Origin of the sequence: Brevundimonas sp. KM4, assembly GCF_000964075.1 — a bacterium.
Taxonomy (GTDB): Bacteria; Pseudomonadota; Alphaproteobacteria; order Caulobacterales; family Caulobacteraceae; genus Brevundimonas; species Brevundimonas huaxiensis.
Window position 1 is genome coordinate 1 of record NZ_JZRG01000019.1, and the last position, 17,749, is coordinate 17,749.

Genomic DNA, 17,749 nt, shown 5'->3' on the forward strand with positions numbered 1-17,749 from the left:
GGGAACGACTGCTGATCCCGCCGCTTCAGCGCAGCGCCGCCTATTGGAACAGCTTGAGAATTATGCTCGGCGACTGGTTCGCGATCGAGAGCGCCTGTACGCCGAGCTGCTGCTTGGTTTGAAGCGCCGGCAAACGTGCACTCTCTTTCGCCAGATCGGCATCGACCAGGTTGCCGACCCCAGTTTCCAAGGAGTCTTGAAGTTTGCCAACATACGTAAGTTGCCGGTCAACGGATTTGGATTTGGTGCCTATTTGGGCCATCACGTCCGTAAAACCAGCGATGGCGGTTTCGACATTACCGACCGTGTAGTCGCTCAAGGCAGTCGGCGCCGCGCCAGCAAGCGCTCCCGCCTTCGGCGACCAAGCGCCGGTCGCCTGGTCAAATGTAGCAGCGGCGTTACCTGTCGCTCCGGTCGAGCCAAAGGCAAAAATAGCGGCCGCAGCAGGGTCTGCCGCTGCTTTCAACATGAAGGTCTCGCCTGGTTTTGTACCGCGGATGACCTGCAGGTCCGTCGCCTGCGCCTTGAAGAGGTTGACCCCGTCGAACGAGGCGCCGGCAAGCGAGGTGTGTATCTCTTTGACCAAAGCTTCGAAATCATTGATCAGCTTTTTGCCGCTGTCGCCGACACCGGTAACGACTGGCGGAGTGGCGTTGTTGTACGACTTCGGCGCATCAGCAATAGCCACAGCCAAGCTCTTCAGTTCCGTCAGTGCGCTCATCACCGTCTCGCTGGCGGCTAGTGCGACATCGACGATTGATTGCCCACGTTGCAGAGACTGCTTCACTGCGTCGAGAGCGCCCATTTCGGCCTTCTGCGTCGCGGCGATGGCAAATATGGCTCCGTTATCCTTCGCCGTGGCGACCTTCAGGCCGGTGTTGACGCGGTTCTGGGCCACGTTCAATTCGCGGTTTGTCTGATTAAGATTCTGCAGCGCAATCTGCGCGCCAACGTTGGTGTTGATACTGTTGTGCGCCATGGAGTGGTCCTGGTGATGCGCGTCGGGCGACGCCGATCTAAACTCTTTCTCCCCCAATCAAGTGTCGGGCCATGCGTAAAAGCCTGAAAACATAAGGCTTGCTCGAGGCCTCGATATTTAATCGTGGTTAATTTTGCCGGGCATCGGAAAATCATGCCGGGTTCTTGGCCGGTCCGATCGTGTCGAGAGAGCGCTCCGACATCTCCTAACGTGACGCTTGCGCTTCACCCACGCCCACGGTTATCGCGCACTGCCGAGCGCCTCACCGCATTTGGCAGCCCTTGGTAGCCACCGACACACGTCGACGGTTCGCGGTGACGTGACCCCCTGAAACTCCTCCACGAATAGCTAGAGTCCGCCCCTCGAAAGGACGGACAGAATGAAGCGATCACGGTTTACGGAAGAGCAGATCATCGGGATCCTGCGCGAGCAGGAGGCCGGTGTTCCGGTGGCGGACCTGTGCAGGAAGCACGGGCTGAGCTCGCCGACCTTCTACAAATGGAAGGCCAAGTATGGCGGCATGGACGTGTCGGAGGCCCGGCGGCTGAAGGCGCTGGAAGAGGAGAACGCCAAGCTGAAGCGGATGCTGGCGGACTCGATGCTGGACAACGTCGCGCTGAAGGATCTGCTGGGAAAAAAGTGGTGACGCCCGCTGCGCATCGAGCGGCGGCGGCGCATCTGCAGTCGGCTTACGGGATGAGCGAACGGCGGGCCTGCCGGGTGCTGGGCGTGGACCGGACGAGCGTGCGCTATCAGGCGACGCGACCGGACGACGGCGCCCTGCGCGATCGGCTGAAGGCCCTGGCCCAGGAGCGTCGGCGGTTCGGCTATCGACGTCTGCACGTGATGCTCCGGCGCGAGGGCCATGCGGTCAACAAGAAGCGTGTCCAGCGGATCTACCGCGAGGAGAAGCTGACGGTGCGTCGGCGCGGCGGGCGCAAACGCGCGATGGGCACAAGGCGGCCGCTGGAGATTCCTCTGGTCGCAAACCAGCGCTGGTCGCTGGACTTCGTGTCCGACCAGATGACGGACGGGCGGCGCTTCCGCATCCTGACGGTGATCGACAACTGCACCCGCGAGTGCCTCGGGCTCGTCGCCGACACCTCGCTGTCAGGGCGACGGGTGGCGCGCGAGTTAGACGCCATCATCCTGCGACGCGGGCGACCCGAGACGATCATCAGCGACAACGGCACGGAATACACGTCCAACGCCATCCTGGCCTGGGCCGACGACGCCGGTGTGGGCTGGCACTACATCGCGCCTGGCAAGCCTCAGCAGAACGGCTTCAACGAGAGCTTCAACGGCCGTCTGCGTGACGAGCTGCTGAACGAGACGCTGTTCCGATCCCTGCCGCACGCCCGTGCGGTGCTCAAAACCTGGAGGCGCGACTACAACGAAACCCGGCCGCACTCGAAGCTCGGCTGGCTGACGCCGCAGGCCTACGCAGATGCGCTCAGCGGAAAGATCGGCCGGTCCGCTGCGCTGGTTGGAGGCTGCGCTGACCGGCCTCTTGCCAACCCCACTAACCCCAGTTCAGATCACCAAAGGACTCTCGTTATGGCTGGATGAGAAACGGGGGTCACGTCACCTTTCAGATCTTCTGGCGTCGACATGGATGTTCCTGCTGGATGAGTTGATTGGATGTCGTGCGGACGTTCGGAAAGCCGCTTCGGCCCCGTTAGCGATGAGCCAACCATCCGTTCCGGCGAATCCTCTCGTTAGCGCCGGAACAAGAACAGGCTCGATCTTGTTAGGCCCACTGGAAACCCGCGCGATCAGCGTCAGGCCTGAGGGATGTATGCAAAGGACAAACTACGAGTTCATCGGATGGGACGCGCTGCTCTATGAGTGGGCGCCCAAGGTGATCGGCGCTGTGCTGATCCTCATCGCGGCTTGGTTTATCGGCAAGGCCGTGAAATGGGCCCTGGCGAAGGGGATCAATCGTATTCCTGGCGCCGCCAAGGCGAGCACCAGTGACAACCCGAAGCACTCGATCGGCGCCAGCCTGGGAGATGTCGCCTTTTGGCTAATCCTCTTGTTCGGTGTCGTCGCCGCCCTCGGCGTCCTGAACCTGGGCCAGGTCGTCACGCCCCTGAACTCACTGCTCACGCAGGTCGCGTCCTTCGTGCCGAGCGTCCTCGGCGCGGTCCTGATCTTCTTCATTGGGTTTGTAGTCGCGACTTTGGCCAAGCGAGTCGTCGAGGCTGCACTGCAGGCCGCCAACGCGGATCGCTGGCTTGAGAAGGCCGGCCTGGCCAAGGCGACGGGCTCGACTGGCGTCAGCACCGCGATCGGCACCCTGGTGTTCGTCCTGATTCTGATCCCCATCACGATCGCGGCGCTGGAGCAGCTGGGCATCGAGTCATTGACGGTTCCGGCGGTTGCCGTGCTGTCGACTGTCTTGGCTGCGATCCCGCATGTTCTCGCCGCTGCCATGGTTTTGGCGGTGGGTTGGTTCATCGGTCGCTGGGTCGCCCAGCTGATCGAACGAATCCTGCCGGCGACTGGGTTCGATCGCAGCATCTCGAGCCTGACGGCTCTGACCGCCACGACTCAGGCTCCGGCCGCGCCGAAGCCGACCACGGCTCCCTATGCCGGTGACGTGACACCGGCCACCGCAAGGGCTCTAGGTAGTGATGTGCCCAAGCCGATGACGCCGTCCAGCATCGTGGGCAAGATCGCAATGGCGGCGATCGTCGCCTTCACGGCGGTCGAGGCCGCCAAGCTTCTGCAGTTCGGCACGATCGCCGTGACGCTGCAGGAAATCCTGGCCCTGGCCGGACACGTCATCGTCGGCGGGATCATCATCACCGCCGGCGTGCTGATCGGCGGTGTCGTCGCCAACCTGATCAACAAGGGTACTGGCGGCGCCGATGGCTTCGCCTCCACCCTGGTGCGTTGGGCCACGATCGCATTGGCGACGGCCATGGGCCTTCGCTTCATGGGCATCGCCGACGATATCGTCCTTCTCGCCTTCGGCCTGATCCTGGGGGCGGCTGCGGTGGCGGCAGCGCTAGCCTTCGGGCTCGGCGGGCGCGACGCCGCCAGCAAGGTGGCCCAGACGTGGGCCGACAAGGTCACCAAGACCCCGCCCCAGTGAGACCCGCGGCCGACGATCGACGAGATCGCCGGCCGCATTCTTTTCCCCATTTAACGACGAGTTCGACATGACCGATAACCGCGATCGCGACCCTCGCCTGACCCCAGTGGCCCCGGTCTGGCGCAAATACCTCCCCTGGATCATCGGAGCCGTCGTGCTCCTGCTGCTGCTACTCATGCTGACCCGCTGTGGCGACGACCGCGCCGCCATGGATCCCGCAGCGACTGACGACGCCGCCGTAGCTCCGACGACCGAGACGCCGGTCATGCCCGCCACAAATGCTTCCGTTGGGGTTTCGGGGCTGGACGCCTACCTCGCTGGCTCGGACGCCGCCCCGCGCACTTTCGCGTTCGAGCGCGTCAACTTCGACACCGGCAGCAGCACCATTCGGCCCCAGGATCGTCCCGAGATCGCGGCCGTCGCCGCTGTTCTGAGCCGCTACCCGAATGCCAAGATCCGCCTGTACGGCTATGCGGACGCGCGCGGCTCCAACGCCGCGAACCGAACCCTCGCCCAGGCCCGGGCCGACATCGTCCGTTCCGCCCTGACGGCAGCCGGCGTGGATGCCCGCCGTATCGAGGCGCTTTCAGGCGGGGAAACCAACCCCGTCGACAGCAACGCCACCGCCGGAGGACTTGCTGAAAACCGCCGCACGGAACTGGTCGTCGTCCAGCGCTAACCGCACAGGCCGGGGCTAGCGCCCGGGCCATCCACCTTCAGAGGAGACGTCATGAGCTTTTTCGGAAGAATTTGGGACAAGATCACCGGCCATAAGGCGCGTCCGAGGACGCCTCAGGCCCAAGCGCCCACGAGCACCCCAGTCTCGGCACAGCCCGTTCCTGCGGCGCCCGCCACTCCCTTCACGCCTCAACCGGTCGATGTGGACCAGATCCTCTCCCAAATGGCCGAGATGAAGGGCGGCGGCGGAAACTGGCGGACATCGATCGTCGATCTGCTCAAGCTACTCGACCTGGATTCCAGCCTCGACGCCCGCAAGGACCTCGCCGAGGAGTTGGGCGTGCACGCTGGCGCTCATGGCTCGGCGGAACAGAACATCGCCCTGTCCAAAGCGGTCTGGCGAAAGCTTGCGGAGAATGGCGGCCAGGTTCCGGCCAGTCTGCGAGACTAATCGAACAGGTCGATGTCGGCTCAAGACACTGCTGCGATTCTCCTGCTCGCTCGCCACCTGGATGTGGAAGAGCCTTCGCCTGGGCAATCCAAATGGACGGATATCAAGGCGGCCATCGACGGCCTGAGCAATGATCGCCTTGATGCATCGATCCGCTATTTCGGTCAGGCGGGCTCGCCAGTCACCGCCCGCGCGGCTGAGATGTTGACGGATTTGATGATGGCGAGGATGGTCCGCCTATTGGGCGTGTCGAGATCGGAGCGACAATAGCGCCTCGGACTGGGCGCGGTACAGAGGGTGTCAGTATGAAGCGCTTCTTGCGAGACAACGGCCTGACCCTAGGCTCAAGACTCATAGCCAGAACAGCACGGTAGCGGCGAGGGCTATGGCGACAGGAAGACGGTCGGATAGCGATCGTAGCAGGTGGCGACCCGGTGCCAGTCTTTCAGGCGGCCGAACATGATTTCGATCCGGTTTCGCCGCTTGTAGCGTCGCTTGTCGTAGCGGATGGGTTCGGTGCGGGTTTTGCGGCCTGGGATGCACGGCGTGATCCCCTTGGCCTGCAAGGCGTCCCGGAACCAGTCGGCGTCGTAGCCTCGGTCTCCCAGAAGCCCCTGGGCGCGGGGCAGGCTGTCCAGGAGAGCGGCAGCGCCGATGTAGTCGCTGACCTGACCCGCTGTCATGAAGAGGCTGATGGGCCTTCCGTTCGCATCGGTCACGGCGTGAAGCTTGGTGTTCATGCCGCCTTTCGTGCGTCCGATCAGTCGCCCGAGACCCCCTTTTTTACCCGCAGGCTCGAAGCCGTGCGGTGCGCCTTCAGATAGGTCGCGTCGATCATGACCGTGCGGCGTTCGGTCTGAGCCCCGGACAGGCCCTCCATCATCCGGATGAAGACGCCAGCCTCACTCCATCGCTTCCAGCGGTTGTAGAGGGTCTTGTGCGGCCCGGAGGCCGCCGGCGCATCTCGCCAGCGCAGGCCGTTGCGGTTGACGAAGATGATCCCGCTCAGCACCCGGCGGTCATCCACCCGCGGCTTGCCGTGGCTCTTGGGGAAGAAGGGCTCCAGCCGAGCCATCTGCTCGTCCGTCAGCCAATTTGGCGCCCGGCGGCAAGCGGAGCGCCTGACAGAAGTCCTCCTGGTGCAGCCGCGTGGCGGCAGGCGCATGGCCCGCGCGGTCATAGCGATCGACCAGCAGATAGGAACGGTCGCCAGCCCGACCGGTCGTGACTGAAGCCGTCGGCAGTCGGCACCGCGCGGCGAGCAGCATGCACAACGCTTCGTTCTGGACGCTGCCGGGCAGGCGGGGGTTGTCGGGCTTCAGAATGTGGGTCGAAGGCGCACCATCCAGCGGGATGACGATCTGACCATTCAGCAGCGCCACCGGCAACTTGTCCTGAGCGCCGGCCAGACTCATGGTCACGCCCTTGTCCCCTGCCAGGAAAGGCTTGCGAGGCAACTCGCCGATGATCCGTTCCAGATCATCCGGCGTCGGTAGGGGGCGGTAGTCGCCCTGCTCCGCGCGGGGGCCGCCGACGCGCAGGGCGCCTGCGACGTCGCCGCCAGCGGCCGAGAGGAGGCCGAGCACATCCTCTTGAGCGACGCCGAGCGCGCGCTGCATGGCGCGCATGGGCTCGCCTTCGGGCAGCAGGTTCATCACCCAAGGGACGACCACCTCGGGCGGCCATGCGGCCTCCGCCATCGGCATGGACAGCGAGACCGGAAAGGCTTCCGGCGAGGCGCGCCAGGTCTAGTCATAGATCAGGTTCAGCCCCGCCGGCGACGGCGTCACCTTGGCGACCGGGCTGTCGCGATGGAACAGCACAGGCATCAGCGACGCCCCGCCGTGTTCTCCAAGCGAACGCCGACCGCCTTGGCGGCCGCGAGCGCCTTGCCGAGTTGGGCGGTGGCCTTGCCCGCCTCCAGCTCGACAATAAACCGCTCGCCGGTTCCGATCGCCAGGGCGAGGTCGCGCTGGGTCAGGCCAAGAGCGCGGCGCGCCTCGGCGACCTGCCGGCCGAAATCTTCCGCAGTGACGATCATGCGCGCTCTTCCCGATCGGGAAGATCGCAGCAGATTTCGACCTTAGTCAAGGCCATTCTTACCGATCGGGAAGATAAACCCTGCCCCCTGCCTCACCACGCATGAAATCTTACCGATCGGGCAGATTAGCGTTTCATGGGCCAATCATGGGCAGGCTCATGCGCAGCAGGCCCAAACATCAGCTAAGTCTTTGAAAGAGATGGTGGACGCGACAGGGATTGAACCTGTGACCCCTACGATGTCAACGCTGACATCTATAGCGAATTCAATGACTTCCAGTTCTCCGCACCAGAAAAAGACAAACGAAAACAGCCCGCTCGCCCAGGGTATTATGGGCGTTTCTTGGGCAGGACGTTTCTTACCGGCCGAACTGGAGCCCCCTCCACTAGCCTGTTGTTAGTGGGGCATTTCTGCGCCTTCAGCACAAGGCTGACGTGAAGTTGCCGGTCAGTGCTTCCCCGCCCCGGTGCAACATCCATTAAAGATGTGACAACGCAACCTTATGGCGCTAAGGACCCCCATCCAAGGCGCGGCGGCGCCGTCTCGAGCGCCTTTGTCTAGAAACATCGATGCGTGGCAAGTCGACCAAAGGCTTTGTTGTTACAAGGCTCAAAAGCTAGGCCTCTGTTTTTCAATTGGTTTTCTCCAGTCTACGAATCTGAGAGTCGGGCGTTCGAATAGCTCCGGGTGCGCCAGTTTTCTGAAATTGCTGAAGACGTTGCGGAAAAACTTAAGTGGTGCGCTGCGTGTTCAAGGCGCGTGTGTGGGCGGGACGGTAGGGACACGGCTGACGTTGTGGAATTCAAAACAACGCTAACGCATTTTCACCATCCCGCTTAATCCGCCCTTGAATCTCGTCGTCTATCATCGGTCTCGTAGATCGAAGGATTGATCCGATGAATACGAACCGAGCCAAGGGTATGGCGATGTCCGTTATCGCGCTGATGTTGCTGGCCCAGCCCGCCGCTGCAGGGCCCGTGATCAACATTATGGGACGCGTCGCAACGGTGTGCCGCGTGTCCCTGGCCGGTGGTTCGCCACGGGTCGCGGAGAATGGCAAGCGAGACCTCGGCCGCTTGACCGAGCTTTGCAACAACGTCGATGGCTATCGTCTCGTACTGCTGCATCCGGCGGGTCTCGAGGACGCGGCGGTGATGGTGGATGGCCAGCGTATTCCCATCGCTTCGGACTCTACCCGCACCGTCATCGTCGATAGCGACCACGCCGATTATCGCGATCGCAATCTGACGCTGCTGGTCGCCGACAACACCTTGGCGGTGCCGGTCAATATCGAAGCTCAGCCTAAAGGCATGATCTTCTGACACCCATCTGACACCGACCCGTGGGTCGGGGCGGCGCTCGTCGATCCTATAAACGAGGCGTGCATTGCGACGGCGACGACAGGCCCGCGCGAGGCGTGAAGGTCAGCGTGACGACGTCCGAATAGGCGCCGGCGGGGATGTTGGCCGCCTGAGCCTGGGGTAGCTCGACCTGGAATGGATGAGCACGCCCCGCCGGCGCTGGCGTCCTGGTGCAACTTAGCTTCGATCCAGACTCAATGGTCACGCCGGACAGCTTCATTCCATAGTTCAGGCCGTACGGATCGCCCTCGCGGCGTTGCAGCCGACCCCACCGGGCGGCGACGTCTATGTCATAGGGCACGGTCGATTGGGTCGTGACTACCAGGTTGCGCGTCACGGTGCCCCCGGTCGGGTCCAGCGCGCCGAAGGCGATCTCGCCGCGCCGAACGCCGGCCGCCCCAACGTAGGTCGAAATCCGTTCCGGCACGTTGAGATCGACGGCCAGGCCGGCGCCCCGCTGGAATTCGGAAGGACCGACGATCTGGTCGCCGGAATAGCAGACGAAACGCGCCTCCAGTGCCTCATAGTAGTCGCCGGAGGACGCGTCTTGGCCGGCAGGTAGGCTGAACCGCATGGTCTCGGACGCTAGGTCGCCGGAGGGGCCGTCGCCGAATTGGACCAAGGCTCCGTTGGTGGCGTTCGGCTGTTCGGCGCCGGTCACGAACACCTGGCGTGAGGTGTCGCGATTCCAGCGAATGTCGTAACCGCCTGGGCCCGAACTGATCCGCGGCGCGCCAGCCGGCGAATCGATATCGGCGAGCAGAAAGCGGACGGCGGTCGCCGCCCCATCGACGCGGCGCACTCTCAAGGTGAAGGCGCGTTCGATGGGTGCCGGCGAGAAGGGATCGTATTCAAGCGACAGATCCTGACCGGTGATCTGGAACTCCGCGCAGCCAGCCAATGCGGCCTGAGGCGCCGCCACGACCAAGAACGTCGCAAGGGCGGCAGCGGCGATCAGTGTCCTCTTCATCAGCGTGTCTCCGGGCGAAGGATGCCGATACGCACCAATCCTTGGGCGTCGGCAGGAACATCGAGATAATAGACGGTCGGCGAGGACAAAGACGTTTCGATCCGCCAGCGGCCGGGGCGCAGACCCTGGACGGAGAACCGCCCTGACGCATTGGTGAACATTCGGATTGGCTTGCGGTCGGGGTGCGCCAGTTCGACGGCCTGACCCACCCAGAGGGAGAGCGGCTGGCCACTCGCTGTCATAAGCTGGCCCACTGCAGACACGAAATAATCTGAGCCGACGGTGATCAGATACCCTGACCGATAGGGCGGCAGCACCTGAGCCGAGCCTGCGCCTAGGTCGTAGCCCGGAGGAGCTTCGGGTGCGTCGAAGGTCAGGACGCGCGGAGAGTAGGCGCTGAGCTCCGGCGAGACCGCGCCACCCAGAACGCCCGAGCGCGCAGAGAAGAACTCGTCCCGCGGGTCGATGTAGACTACGGCGTTGTTCAGCGACGGATGCGCCCGCACGAGGGCAAAGCTGTCGTAGATCGGGCGCGACACCGCAAAGGCGCTGTCGGCAAAGGCCAAAGAGGCGCCGGCGCGCAGTGAGGTCCGCTGGTCGGTGATCTCTCCACCGTCGGAATCGAAGAAGGTCTGATGGCTGGCGCCCAGTTCGACGCGGTTCAACACGCTGTTAAAGGAGGCGTTGACACCTGTCGCCGATTCCGAACGATCGATATTTGCCGCCGCGCTCCAGGAATGGACGCCGCGTCCACGCGATGTCTGATAGCCGACGCGAGCACGATCGCGACGCGAATCCACCTCGGCCGTGCCGCTCGAATACGGGCTGAAGCGGTAGATGAGGGCGAGGCGAACGCCGTACTCCTCCTTGTTCCGACGGTCCTCGTAGATGCCCTCCATGGTCCATTGCAGACGCGGGCTGGCGCGCCAGCCGTAGGTCGCGCGCAACGTACGCTGGTCCGGCTCAGCGCCCCGACCGGCCGAATAGAAGGCGTCGGTCGTGACATACTGGGTCGTGCCGATACTGTGGGCATAGGTCAGGCCCGCTTCCCAGACGTAGCGATTGTCGGCCGCCAGTGTGCCCGGCGTGGCGAAATCCTCGCTCACGGTCTGGAAGGTGCCGGTCAGGGTGCGAACCGCGCCGAATCCGTCGCCGAATGTGCGCTCAAAGCTGACGTTCACGGCATAGCCTTCGCCGATGCCGTTGATGGACGAGGCGGCCAAGTCGCCGCCAATTGTGCCGATGGGCGACGCCCATACAGCTTCGGTTCCGACGACGCCGCCATCGTTGTTGACGCGGAAATTCGCGCCGGCGGTGAAGGCGTCCGTCAGACCTCGGCGATAGAAGCCCGATCCGCCGACTTGATCGGTGTAGTCAAGACCGTCATTACCGGGGTTGCTTTCTACACCGGCGAAGACGCCGAACTCCGCAAGGCCGCGCGCCAGCAGGCTGCGGTCGAAGTTGAGCGAGAAGTTGAAGACCGTCTCGCGGCCCGCATCGTCGCGGATCACCAGACGAACGTCGTTGGCGCCCTGTGCGAAAGGGAAGTCGCGGATGTCGTAGGTCCCGGGCTCAAGACGGGTCTGCTGGACGGACCGGCCGTTGATAGAGGTCTCGACCGTGGAGGCGCGCTCCAAGGTGAAGGTGCGCTGGCCGCGCGGTTGGACGTTTCTCTGGGGCTCCAGTTCCGCGTAAGAGCGGACCATCGACAGGCCGGCCATCGACGTCGCGCCCGAGAAGCCACGCGAGATCGGGTTCAGGTCGCCTGCAGTATAGCGCGCTGTGCGTTCGATATCATCATAGACGAGACGCGTGCCGTCGCGGCTGAACCCGTCGCTGATGGTTGCTTCGTTCTCCAGCACCACCCCGCGATAACGGATGGCGCTATCGAGCAGGATAGTGGGGGTGTCGAAGCCCGTGTTGTCGCTCAGGCCCTGATGAACGTAATCGGTTGAAAAGAAGGCGGTGACATAGCCCGACAGCCGCGCCGGTGCTTCCAGGCGTCCGGTCACGGCATAGCTCGATCCGGCGATGCTGATCGATTGTCTGGGCCGTAACGAGGGGTCTAGGGTCATGATCAGACCGAAGGTCGCCGGATCGTAGGCCAGCGGCACCCCCAGTGCCGCCAGGGTCTCAGTCGAGACGCGATCATCACTCGCCGTCGCCGCGCGGATTCGGGCGGCCTCTACCGTCGAAAGGCGGGACTCTAACAGGGGCAGAAGCGTATCCATATCGACCAGAATGCGGTCATCCGCCGTCAGGACGTACTCGACCTCGCCCAATATGAAGGCGCCGTCACGCAAGGGACCGCCAAGCGGAATATCGTGCCCTGACGTATTCAGCCGCTCGGGCGGACGTGGCGCGGTCTGAATGATTTCGCCCATTCCGTCGGCCCATGCCGGGACGACGCAGCTCGTGGCTGCGATAGCGATCATCCACGGCAGGAGCTTCATCGTGTCAGCGACCCTCGACGGGGGCGATATCCACCACGACAGCGCCATCCGCGCGCGGCAGATCGACATTGATCGGCAGTCGGCGGCTCGCGCCCGACGGAATCAGGCCCAACCCCATGCGGCGCTGGATCTCATCCGGCTCATAGGACTCGCGGAAGACAACCGCGCCGTCTGGCGCGCGTTGCGTTATGGTCATGCGCCCACGGCCGACGTAGCCATAGGTCGCGCCGGCATTGCTGACCTGGATCACTGGGCGGCTCTTGCCGTCTGCGTCCGTCTCGATTGCTGCGGAGGCGATCTTGAGGTCGGGTGAAGCGCCGTTGGGGCCAACGCTGATCAGAACCTTGAAATTGTAGAGAACCTGAATGGCGTTCTCATTCTCAGGCAACTGAATGGGGAGTTGCGCGACTGAAACGTAATAATGGCGACTGCCGGTGGGAGCGGGATCGCCCACCCACTGGACGCGGAACGCCTGAGATTGACCGGGTTCGACGGTCGCGGTGGCGGGGAAGATCAGCAGATCTTCGCTCTCTTGGTCTGTCTCGCGAAATTCACCGTCCACTAGTTCGACGGGACGCGCGACCAATTCGACCGGCACGGTGGTCGTGAAGGTGTTTTGCAGCGTCACGACGGCCGAGCTTCGACGGCCGGATGTCAGAAGATCCAGCACGACAGGCTGGACGTTCAGCGCGGCGACCGGAAGCCCGGACACCAGAAGCGCAGCGCTCGCTAAACCAAAGGCCTTTAAGATCCGAAAACCACCGCCAAACATAACAAATCCTAGAGCAATGGCTGAAGAAAACGCCGGATTGGTCCATCTGAACCAATCCGGCGAATATCCCGGCTCGGTGAAGCCGGCATTAACAGTCGGGCCTCAAGTGCCCGGCGTCACGATCAATTCGACCGAGCCGGTGTAAGTGCCGGCAGCCAGACGACGATCGGTCAGCGATGACCAGTTTGTGGCAGTCGGGCTTGAACCGTTGCTCGAAGCGACAGCCGCGCCGTCGCTTGCCGCTTGAGTGAACCGAACGCGCGTATTCGGCTCGTTCGGGCTATCGTGGCCGCCGAAACGCGAAGCCACGGTAGAAGAGCCGTCGGTGCTGGTCGAGTCCAAAAAGACGTTGTTCAGGCTGGCGTCCAGATTGTAACGGATGAACTGGGCGAAGTCGCCTTGAGTAAGTCCGGAACCTGTCGAGCCTGTACGAGCAAGGACGGCGCGCTTGACCTCGACCTTGTTGTTAACGCCATTGCAGAAGGCAATGATGTTTGCACCATTCAACGCATTAGCGATTTCGGTGGTCACAGCAGAACGGACTTTGGCGTTGGCGTCCGTTAGTTCTGACCCCAGCGTCACGGTGGATGTCTGGGCGGAGACGCCGCACTTCGGAGCGACCGAAGCGTTGATGACGACAGTTTCCGACTGAGCCGTCTGAGCCGAAGCGGCGCCAGCGATCATCAGGGCGGCGGCCGAAACGGCCACGAAAGCGATACGGTTCATTTTACGTTCCTTGAAAGAATAGGCCGGTCTTGACCGACGGTGTGATCGAGGAAGGCGAAATGCTCTGCCTCGGGGCTTCGGGCGACGTCAAAGCGCCTCCGCGAATTCTGTGTTCGGCTTCGCTGCGTCATGCGCGCGCGCCGATGGTGAGTGTGATGGTGTCGCTGTACTGACCTGCGGCCAGACGGCGACTCAAGGTCGTTTGCGACGGCCAATCGACGGTCAGGACGGCATCGCGATCAATCGCGACACCATCCCCGGAGCCCAGGCCGTTCGGTTGAGCCAGAATGCAGTCGCCACCGTCGCGGAGTTCGGTCGACAAACAGCGTCCACTCTGCACTTGACCTTCGTCGGTTTCGATTTTGACGCTCAGGCCATAGATCTTGTTGAAGGCATAGCCGGATCGATCATCCGAGGCAGTTTGGTTGACCAGGCGGCCTGCCGTCGCCCGCGCAGAGATAGAAAATGGAGTGTTGCAGTCGATGCGCAGCGCCAGATTTTGGCTGTGGGCGTCTTCCAGATCAGTGGCGACGTCGATGGTCCCGATAGCGCCCGGCTTGAACCCACAGCGTTCGGCCACAGTCGCGGTCACCGCAATATCGACGCCTTCGGCAGACTGTGCATTGACGGTTCCTGCAAACAAGCAGGCCGCCGCAGCGACCCCTAAGGCCGCTTCCTCTACGAAGCGCTTGATAGCCATTCCCAACCCCTGCCCCCGACGCTTCGTCAGCGCCTTGACTGGTCACGGCCCTACAAAAGGTGTGCCATGCCAATTTGGGACACCTTTGATCCGTGATAGGGCGAAAAGCAAGCGAAATTAACATCCTGTTAACTAAATTCTGATGGAGCAGGGTGATTCGACGAAGAACTCTAGTGAATTTGTCCCAAGGGGCGTTCGAGGCAGGAGTTGTATGCTCAACAAGCCTGAGTGTATCAAATCGGCACCGAGGCTGCTCTCACAAAGCGAGGTTGGCAGATCAGAAGCTCGGGCGACTAACCGACGCAGATAGAGCGAATATCACCTCAGCCGTGTTGATGGGTTGTACGGCCTCAGTATTTCGTTGGCCCGTTCACGCCCATACGCAAAATGCGAGGATACTGCTGGGATCGCGAGACTTCCATCGGCCACGCCAAAACGAAGGCGGCTATGGTCGGCCACAAGAAAAGCGTCCCTTTGACGTTCGTAACTCATTGAAGGCCACGCGCATTGTAAGGGCCGATGTAACAGCCAAACAGAAATAAGCTATTGTAATAAAAGACTATTGCATCAGACTGCGAATCTGAGGGTCGGGCGTTCGAATCGCTCCGGGTGCGCCACTTCTTCGAAACAATACGACTTAAAACGCGGCGCCGATTTAGGCGGGCCGTTCGCCGCCTCGCGATACGTCGCAGCGCATCGCGAGGGCTTCTACGCGCGCCTAGAACTGTTTCGACAACGACACGAAGGTGCGCCAGCCTTTGTCATGTTGGTTATAGGGCGCACGGGACAGGGGTTTGGCGAACTCGATGCGCAGGGTGGCCTTGCGGTCGAAGGTGATGCGCGAACCGGCGCCGGCAGACGTCAGCTGTTCGGACCAGTCGCGTCCGGGCGCCTTGTTCCAAACCTTGGCGGTGTCGAAGAAGGCGAAGGCCTGGGCGAAGGTGATCAGGTCGCTTTTGGGATCATATCCGATCCGCGCCTCGATCATCCCGGCGACGGCCTTGTCGCCGCTGGCTTCGCCATAGTCATAAGCCCGGCCATAGGTCGGACCGCCGACGAAGAACTCTTCGGAGCTCAGCAAGGCGTCGTCCGACCATTGGCCTGAGGCCTCGACATAGACGCCGACATACTTGCTGAGATCGCGATAGGCGCTGACCTGGGCGTTGACCTTGAAGAACTCGCCCGTCGCGTCGTAGCGCGTATTCAGCGGCGAGCGCTCGGTCGTGGCGCCGAAGGCGTCAATCCCTTTCGATAGCTGAATTGAGCCGGCCATCCAGCCGGGGCTGTAACGTCGCTGTCCCGCCACCGACACCCGCGCCACGGTCAGGGTCTCGTCGGCGCGACCCGTCTCGACGTAGTGTTGCTCGACGCGACGGACATCCAGTCCGGCATTAAGCCACAGGTTCTTGTCGCGCGAACGGACCAGGGGATGCGAGAGCGTGACCGAGGCCATGCGGCTGCTCCCCCCGACCCAGCCCGATGCGTTCTGAAGCGGCGCATCCGTCTCATAGCCCGACACGCCAAAGCGGACGCGGCCGCCTCCGGGAGCGACGACAGAGTAGGACGCATCGACATAGGTGAGCTCTTCAGGGCGATCCGGCACCGTCAGCACGCCCAATGTGATCTGGTCGCCGGCCGTAAAGGTCGAGTTGCGGGCGCCGGACAAATAGACCTGCCACGGACCTTGGGTTTCGGAGCCGCGATTGTCGGCATAGACGCCGGCGCTGCCCGCGGCCATTTCCGTCTCGACCACTAGGCGGTGCTGCGCCGGGTCGCCGATGATCGGCTCGATGCGACTGGTCAGTTTGACGCCGGGCACGTCGGACGCCAGCGACAGACGGCGATCCAGTTCGCCGATGGTCAGGGGGCGCTGGTTAACCAAAGGCTTCAGGATCGATTCGACAGCCTGCGCGCCATCGCCGGTCAGTTTCAGTTCCGAGATATAGCCCTCGAACACGACAATGCGGGCAGCGCCGATCGCAGGGTCGGTCTCGGCGACGACGGCGCGGGTCAGGAAATAGCCGTCGTTGCGATAACGCGCGGTGATCGCATTGGCGGACTGCACCAGATCATCCACCGAGATGCGTCGCGCTAATTGCTGGTCATAGGTGTCGGCGAGATCGGCGAGTGGATAGGCGCTCACCCCCTGTATCAGCATGCTGGTCAGGATCAGACATCCGGCGCATCCGGCGTCCGGCGTCGAGGCCGGCTCAGCGTCCGCGCGAACCGGTCCCGCGACAGCCACGGTCAGCACCGCCACCATCCCCCACAGGACGCTGATTGTTCTTAACCATGAAGTCGAGAAAATATGACGCACGCCGTTCTCCAAACACGGGAGGCCACTTACGGCGTTCGAGTTAAAAATCGCGTTAATATCGCCAGTTAAGAGCTTGGCAGGCACGTCCTGATATCCAGAACATCAAACAGAATGTCTGGAGCCTGCGTTGGCCAATCGATACGCAATATTCTTTGCCGTCCTCTTCTTCATCGTGCGCTACCCGACCCAGGCTCTGGCGGATGAATGGCGCATTAGGGAAGTCGCGGGCGTTGTTCGCGTGGCCATACCGGCGCGGCCCGCTGCAAACGGCTCGGTTGGGCAGGTATTACCGACCGGAACCAGCGTCACGACAGGCGGCAACGGCCGCGCGATGATCACGAACGGTCAGCAAAGGGTCGTGGTAGGGCCGAACAGTCGCACCACGCTCGCGCCAGAAGTCGGAGGTATGACGCGGGTCTTGCAGGACCTCGGCTCGGCCCTTTTCCAGGTCGATCGGCAGAGGCAGCCGCACTTCCGCGTGGAGACGCCCCTGCTTGCCGCCGTGGTGAAGGGGACGACATTTACTGTCACCGTCGACCCAATGGGCGACCGCGTGCATGTCGCAGAAGGTCTGGTCGAAGTTCGCGCCAATAACGGCAATGCCGTCAGCGACGTGGCGGCGGGCGCCACCGCCCTGGTTCCACGCCAACAACCGTCCAGCGTCGAGGTTTCCACACCGGCCGCTGCAGTTCCGACGGAAGCGGCTCCCGTTGCGGCGCCGAGTCTGGACTACGAGGCCTTGACCGATGGTCTGGTCCAGAACCCCCCAGCGGCCGCGCCAGCAGCCACTACTGTGACGGCCTCCATATCAGGGCCCTCGACGGCCGCGACGACAACAACAGCGGCTACGACCACAAGCACGACTTCGGTTCCAACGACGTCTTCAACAGCGACGTCCACCGCTGCGGCAGGAAACTCAGCTTCAAGCGGAAACGCTTCACTGCCGCCAGCTGCAACCAACGCAAGCAACAATGCCGCAGCGGGCCTGGGTAACAGCGCCAATCCTGGAGCGACTAATCCTGGCAACCCCGGCTCGGGCAACCCAGGCGCCGGCAACCCGGGCAACGGTAATCCGGGCTCGGGCAACCCTGGCTCAGGCAATCCGGGCTCGGGCAACCCCGTCAACGGCAACCCTGGCGCTGGCAATCCGGGCAATGGCAACCCAGGCGCTGGCAATCCCGGCAACGGTAATCCGGGCAAT

The 17,749-nt window shown here is 62.8% G+C and carries 16 protein-coding genes and 2 pseudogenes; 7 read left to right on the top strand and 11 right to left on the bottom strand.

Features of this window, described 5'->3' with window-relative positions:
* Positions 1–40: 40 nt before the first annotated feature.
* Entirely contained in the window at positions 41–979 is a 939-nt protein-coding gene (locus VH88_RS11315; protein ID WP_045811366.1) for a flagellin, read from the bottom strand.
* Between the two features lie 379 nt (positions 980–1,358).
* On the opposite strand from VH88_RS11315, the gene VH88_RS11325 reads away from it, so the two are divergent.
* From VH88_RS11325 to VH88_RS11345, 5 genes are all read left to right on the top strand, one after another.
* Positions 1,359–2,548, top strand: a protein-coding gene (locus VH88_RS11325; protein ID WP_231576658.1) for an IS3 family transposase whose coding sequence is annotated in 2 segments (ribosomal slippage) — positions 1,359–1,611 and positions 1,611–2,548 — 1,191 coding nt in all. Because the reading frame shifts where the segments join, the coding sequence is not laid out codon by codon here.
* A 229-nt stretch (positions 2,549–2,777) separates the two neighbouring features.
* Positions 2,778–4,079, top strand: a complete 1,302-nt coding sequence (locus tag VH88_RS11330) for a mechanosensitive ion channel (protein WP_045811352.1) — start codon at positions 2,778–2,780, stop codon at positions 4,077–4,079.
* 67 nt (positions 4,080–4,146) lie between these two features.
* Positions 4,147–4,758 (top strand): OmpA family protein, encoded by a 612-nt coding sequence (locus tag VH88_RS11335; protein WP_045811353.1) that lies wholly within the window; start codon positions 4,147–4,149, stop codon positions 4,756–4,758.
* 51 nt (positions 4,759–4,809) lie between these two features.
* The gene (locus tag VH88_RS11340; RefSeq protein ID WP_045811354.1) at positions 4,810–5,208 is read left to right on the top strand and encodes a DUF3597 domain-containing protein; all 399 of its coding nucleotides are present in this window, start codon (positions 4,810–4,812) and stop codon (positions 5,206–5,208) included.
* A 12-nt stretch (positions 5,209–5,220) separates the two neighbouring features.
* Positions 5,221–5,478 (top strand): hypothetical protein, encoded by a 258-nt coding sequence (locus VH88_RS11345; protein ID WP_045811355.1) that lies wholly within the window; start codon positions 5,221–5,223, stop codon positions 5,476–5,478.
* Positions 5,479–5,559: 81 nt separating this feature from the next.
* Here VH88_RS11345 and VH88_RS15695 read toward each other — a convergent pair.
* From VH88_RS15695 to VH88_RS11365, 4 genes and pseudogenes are all read right to left on the bottom strand, one after another.
* Positions 5,560–6,283 (bottom strand): annotated as a pseudogene (locus VH88_RS15695) (IS5 family transposase).
* Entirely contained in the window at positions 6,228–6,623 is a 396-nt protein-coding gene (locus VH88_RS16615) for a HipA domain-containing protein (RefSeq protein ID WP_255360431.1), read from the bottom strand. Before VH88_RS16615 ends, VH88_RS15695 begins: the two are co-directional and overlap by 56 nt.
* 129 nt (positions 6,624–6,752) lie before the next feature.
* Positions 6,753–6,941, bottom strand: a pseudogene (locus VH88_RS16620) (HipA N-terminal domain-containing protein); the annotation flags it as partial.
* Between the two features lie 95 nt (positions 6,942–7,036).
* Positions 7,037–7,249, bottom strand: a complete 213-nt coding sequence (locus tag VH88_RS11365; protein WP_045811357.1) for a helix-turn-helix domain-containing protein — start codon at positions 7,247–7,249, stop codon at positions 7,037–7,039.
* An 896-nt stretch (positions 7,250–8,145) separates the two neighbouring features.
* On the opposite strand from VH88_RS11365, the gene VH88_RS11370 reads away from it, so the two are divergent.
* Positions 8,146–8,571: a hypothetical protein gene (locus VH88_RS11370; RefSeq protein ID WP_045811358.1), complete on the top strand. Its 426-nt coding sequence runs from the start codon at positions 8,146–8,148 to the stop codon at positions 8,569–8,571.
* A gap of 46 nt (positions 8,572–8,617) precedes the next feature.
* Here the strand turns inward: VH88_RS11370 and VH88_RS11375 are convergent, their stop codons facing one another.
* The 6 genes from VH88_RS11375 to VH88_RS11405 all read right to left on the bottom strand — a co-directional run bounded on the left by VH88_RS11375 (position 8,618) and on the right by VH88_RS11405 (position 16,548).
* Positions 8,618–9,580 carry a hypothetical protein gene (locus VH88_RS11375; protein WP_045811359.1) on the bottom strand — a complete coding sequence of 321 codons (963 nt, stop codon included), beginning with the start codon at positions 9,578–9,580 and terminating at the stop codon, positions 8,618–8,620.
* Positions 9,580–11,964 (bottom strand): fimbrial biogenesis outer membrane usher protein, encoded by a 2,385-nt coding sequence (locus VH88_RS11380; protein ID WP_231576660.1) that lies wholly within the window; start codon positions 11,962–11,964, stop codon positions 9,580–9,582. The genes VH88_RS11375 and VH88_RS11380 overlap by 1 nt, the downstream gene beginning before the upstream one ends.
* Positions 11,965–12,037: 73 nt before the next feature.
* Positions 12,038–12,805, bottom strand: a complete 768-nt coding sequence (locus VH88_RS11385; RefSeq protein WP_045811361.1) for a fimbria/pilus periplasmic chaperone — start codon at positions 12,803–12,805, stop codon at positions 12,038–12,040.
* A gap of 102 nt (positions 12,806–12,907) precedes the next feature.
* Complete coding sequence (locus VH88_RS11390) at positions 12,908–13,531, bottom strand: hypothetical protein (RefSeq protein ID WP_045811362.1); 624 nt, start codon at positions 13,529–13,531, stop codon at positions 12,908–12,910.
* Positions 13,532–13,658: 127 nt separating this feature from the next.
* Entirely contained in the window at positions 13,659–14,231 is a 573-nt protein-coding gene (locus VH88_RS11395) for a hypothetical protein (protein WP_045811363.1), read from the bottom strand.
* A 718-nt stretch (positions 14,232–14,949) separates the two neighbouring features.
* Positions 14,950–16,548, bottom strand: a complete 1,599-nt coding sequence (locus VH88_RS11405; RefSeq protein WP_156146809.1) for a ShlB/FhaC/HecB family hemolysin secretion/activation protein — start codon at positions 16,546–16,548, stop codon at positions 14,950–14,952.
* Positions 16,549–16,675: 127 nt separating this feature from the next.
* Between VH88_RS11405 and VH88_RS16040 the strand changes: the two genes are divergently transcribed.
* Positions 16,676–17,749, top strand: a 1,074-nt coding sequence (locus tag VH88_RS16040) for a FecR domain-containing protein (protein WP_156146810.1), incomplete at its 3' end; no start/stop codon positions are given.

What these genes read in the sequence shown, in the direction of transcription:
- VH88_RS11315 (WP_045811366.1), bottom strand. Translation starts at nt 979, where the DNA reads ATGGCGCACAACAGTATCAACACCAACGTTGGCGCGCAGATTGCGCTG.
- VH88_RS11330 (WP_045811352.1), top strand. Translation starts at nt 2,778, where the DNA reads ATGCAAAGGACAAACTACGAGTTCATCGGATGGGACGCGCTGCTCTAT.
- VH88_RS11335 (WP_045811353.1), top strand. Translation starts at nt 4,147, where the DNA reads ATGACCGATAACCGCGATCGCGACCCTCGCCTGACCCCAGTGGCCCCG.
- VH88_RS11340 (WP_045811354.1), top strand. Translation starts at nt 4,810, where the DNA reads ATGAGCTTTTTCGGAAGAATTTGGGACAAGATCACCGGCCATAAGGCG.
- VH88_RS11345 (WP_045811355.1), top strand. Translation starts at nt 5,221, where the DNA reads ATGTCGGCTCAAGACACTGCTGCGATTCTCCTGCTCGCTCGCCACCTG.
- VH88_RS16615 (WP_255360431.1), bottom strand. Translation starts at nt 6,623, where the DNA reads ATGAGTCTGGCCGGCGCTCAGGACAAGTTGCCGGTGGCGCTGCTGAAT.
- VH88_RS11365 (WP_045811357.1), bottom strand. Translation starts at nt 7,249, where the DNA reads ATGATCGTCACTGCGGAAGATTTCGGCCGGCAGGTCGCCGAGGCGCGC.
- VH88_RS11370 (WP_045811358.1), top strand. Translation starts at nt 8,146, where the DNA reads ATGAATACGAACCGAGCCAAGGGTATGGCGATGTCCGTTATCGCGCTG.
- VH88_RS11375 (WP_045811359.1), bottom strand. Translation starts at nt 9,580, where the DNA reads ATGAAGAGGACACTGATCGCCGCTGCCGCCCTTGCGACGTTCTTGGTC.
- VH88_RS11380 (WP_231576660.1), bottom strand. Translation starts at nt 11,964, where the DNA reads ATGGGCGAAATCATTCAGACCGCGCCACGTCCGCCCGAGCGGCTGAAT.
- VH88_RS11385 (WP_045811361.1), bottom strand. Translation starts at nt 12,805, where the DNA reads ATGTTTGGCGGTGGTTTTCGGATCTTAAAGGCCTTTGGTTTAGCGAGC.
- VH88_RS11390 (WP_045811362.1), bottom strand. Translation starts at nt 13,531, where the DNA reads ATGAACCGTATCGCTTTCGTGGCCGTTTCGGCCGCCGCCCTGATGATC.
- VH88_RS11395 (WP_045811363.1), bottom strand. Translation starts at nt 14,231, where the DNA reads ATGGCTATCAAGCGCTTCGTAGAGGAAGCGGCCTTAGGGGTCGCTGCG.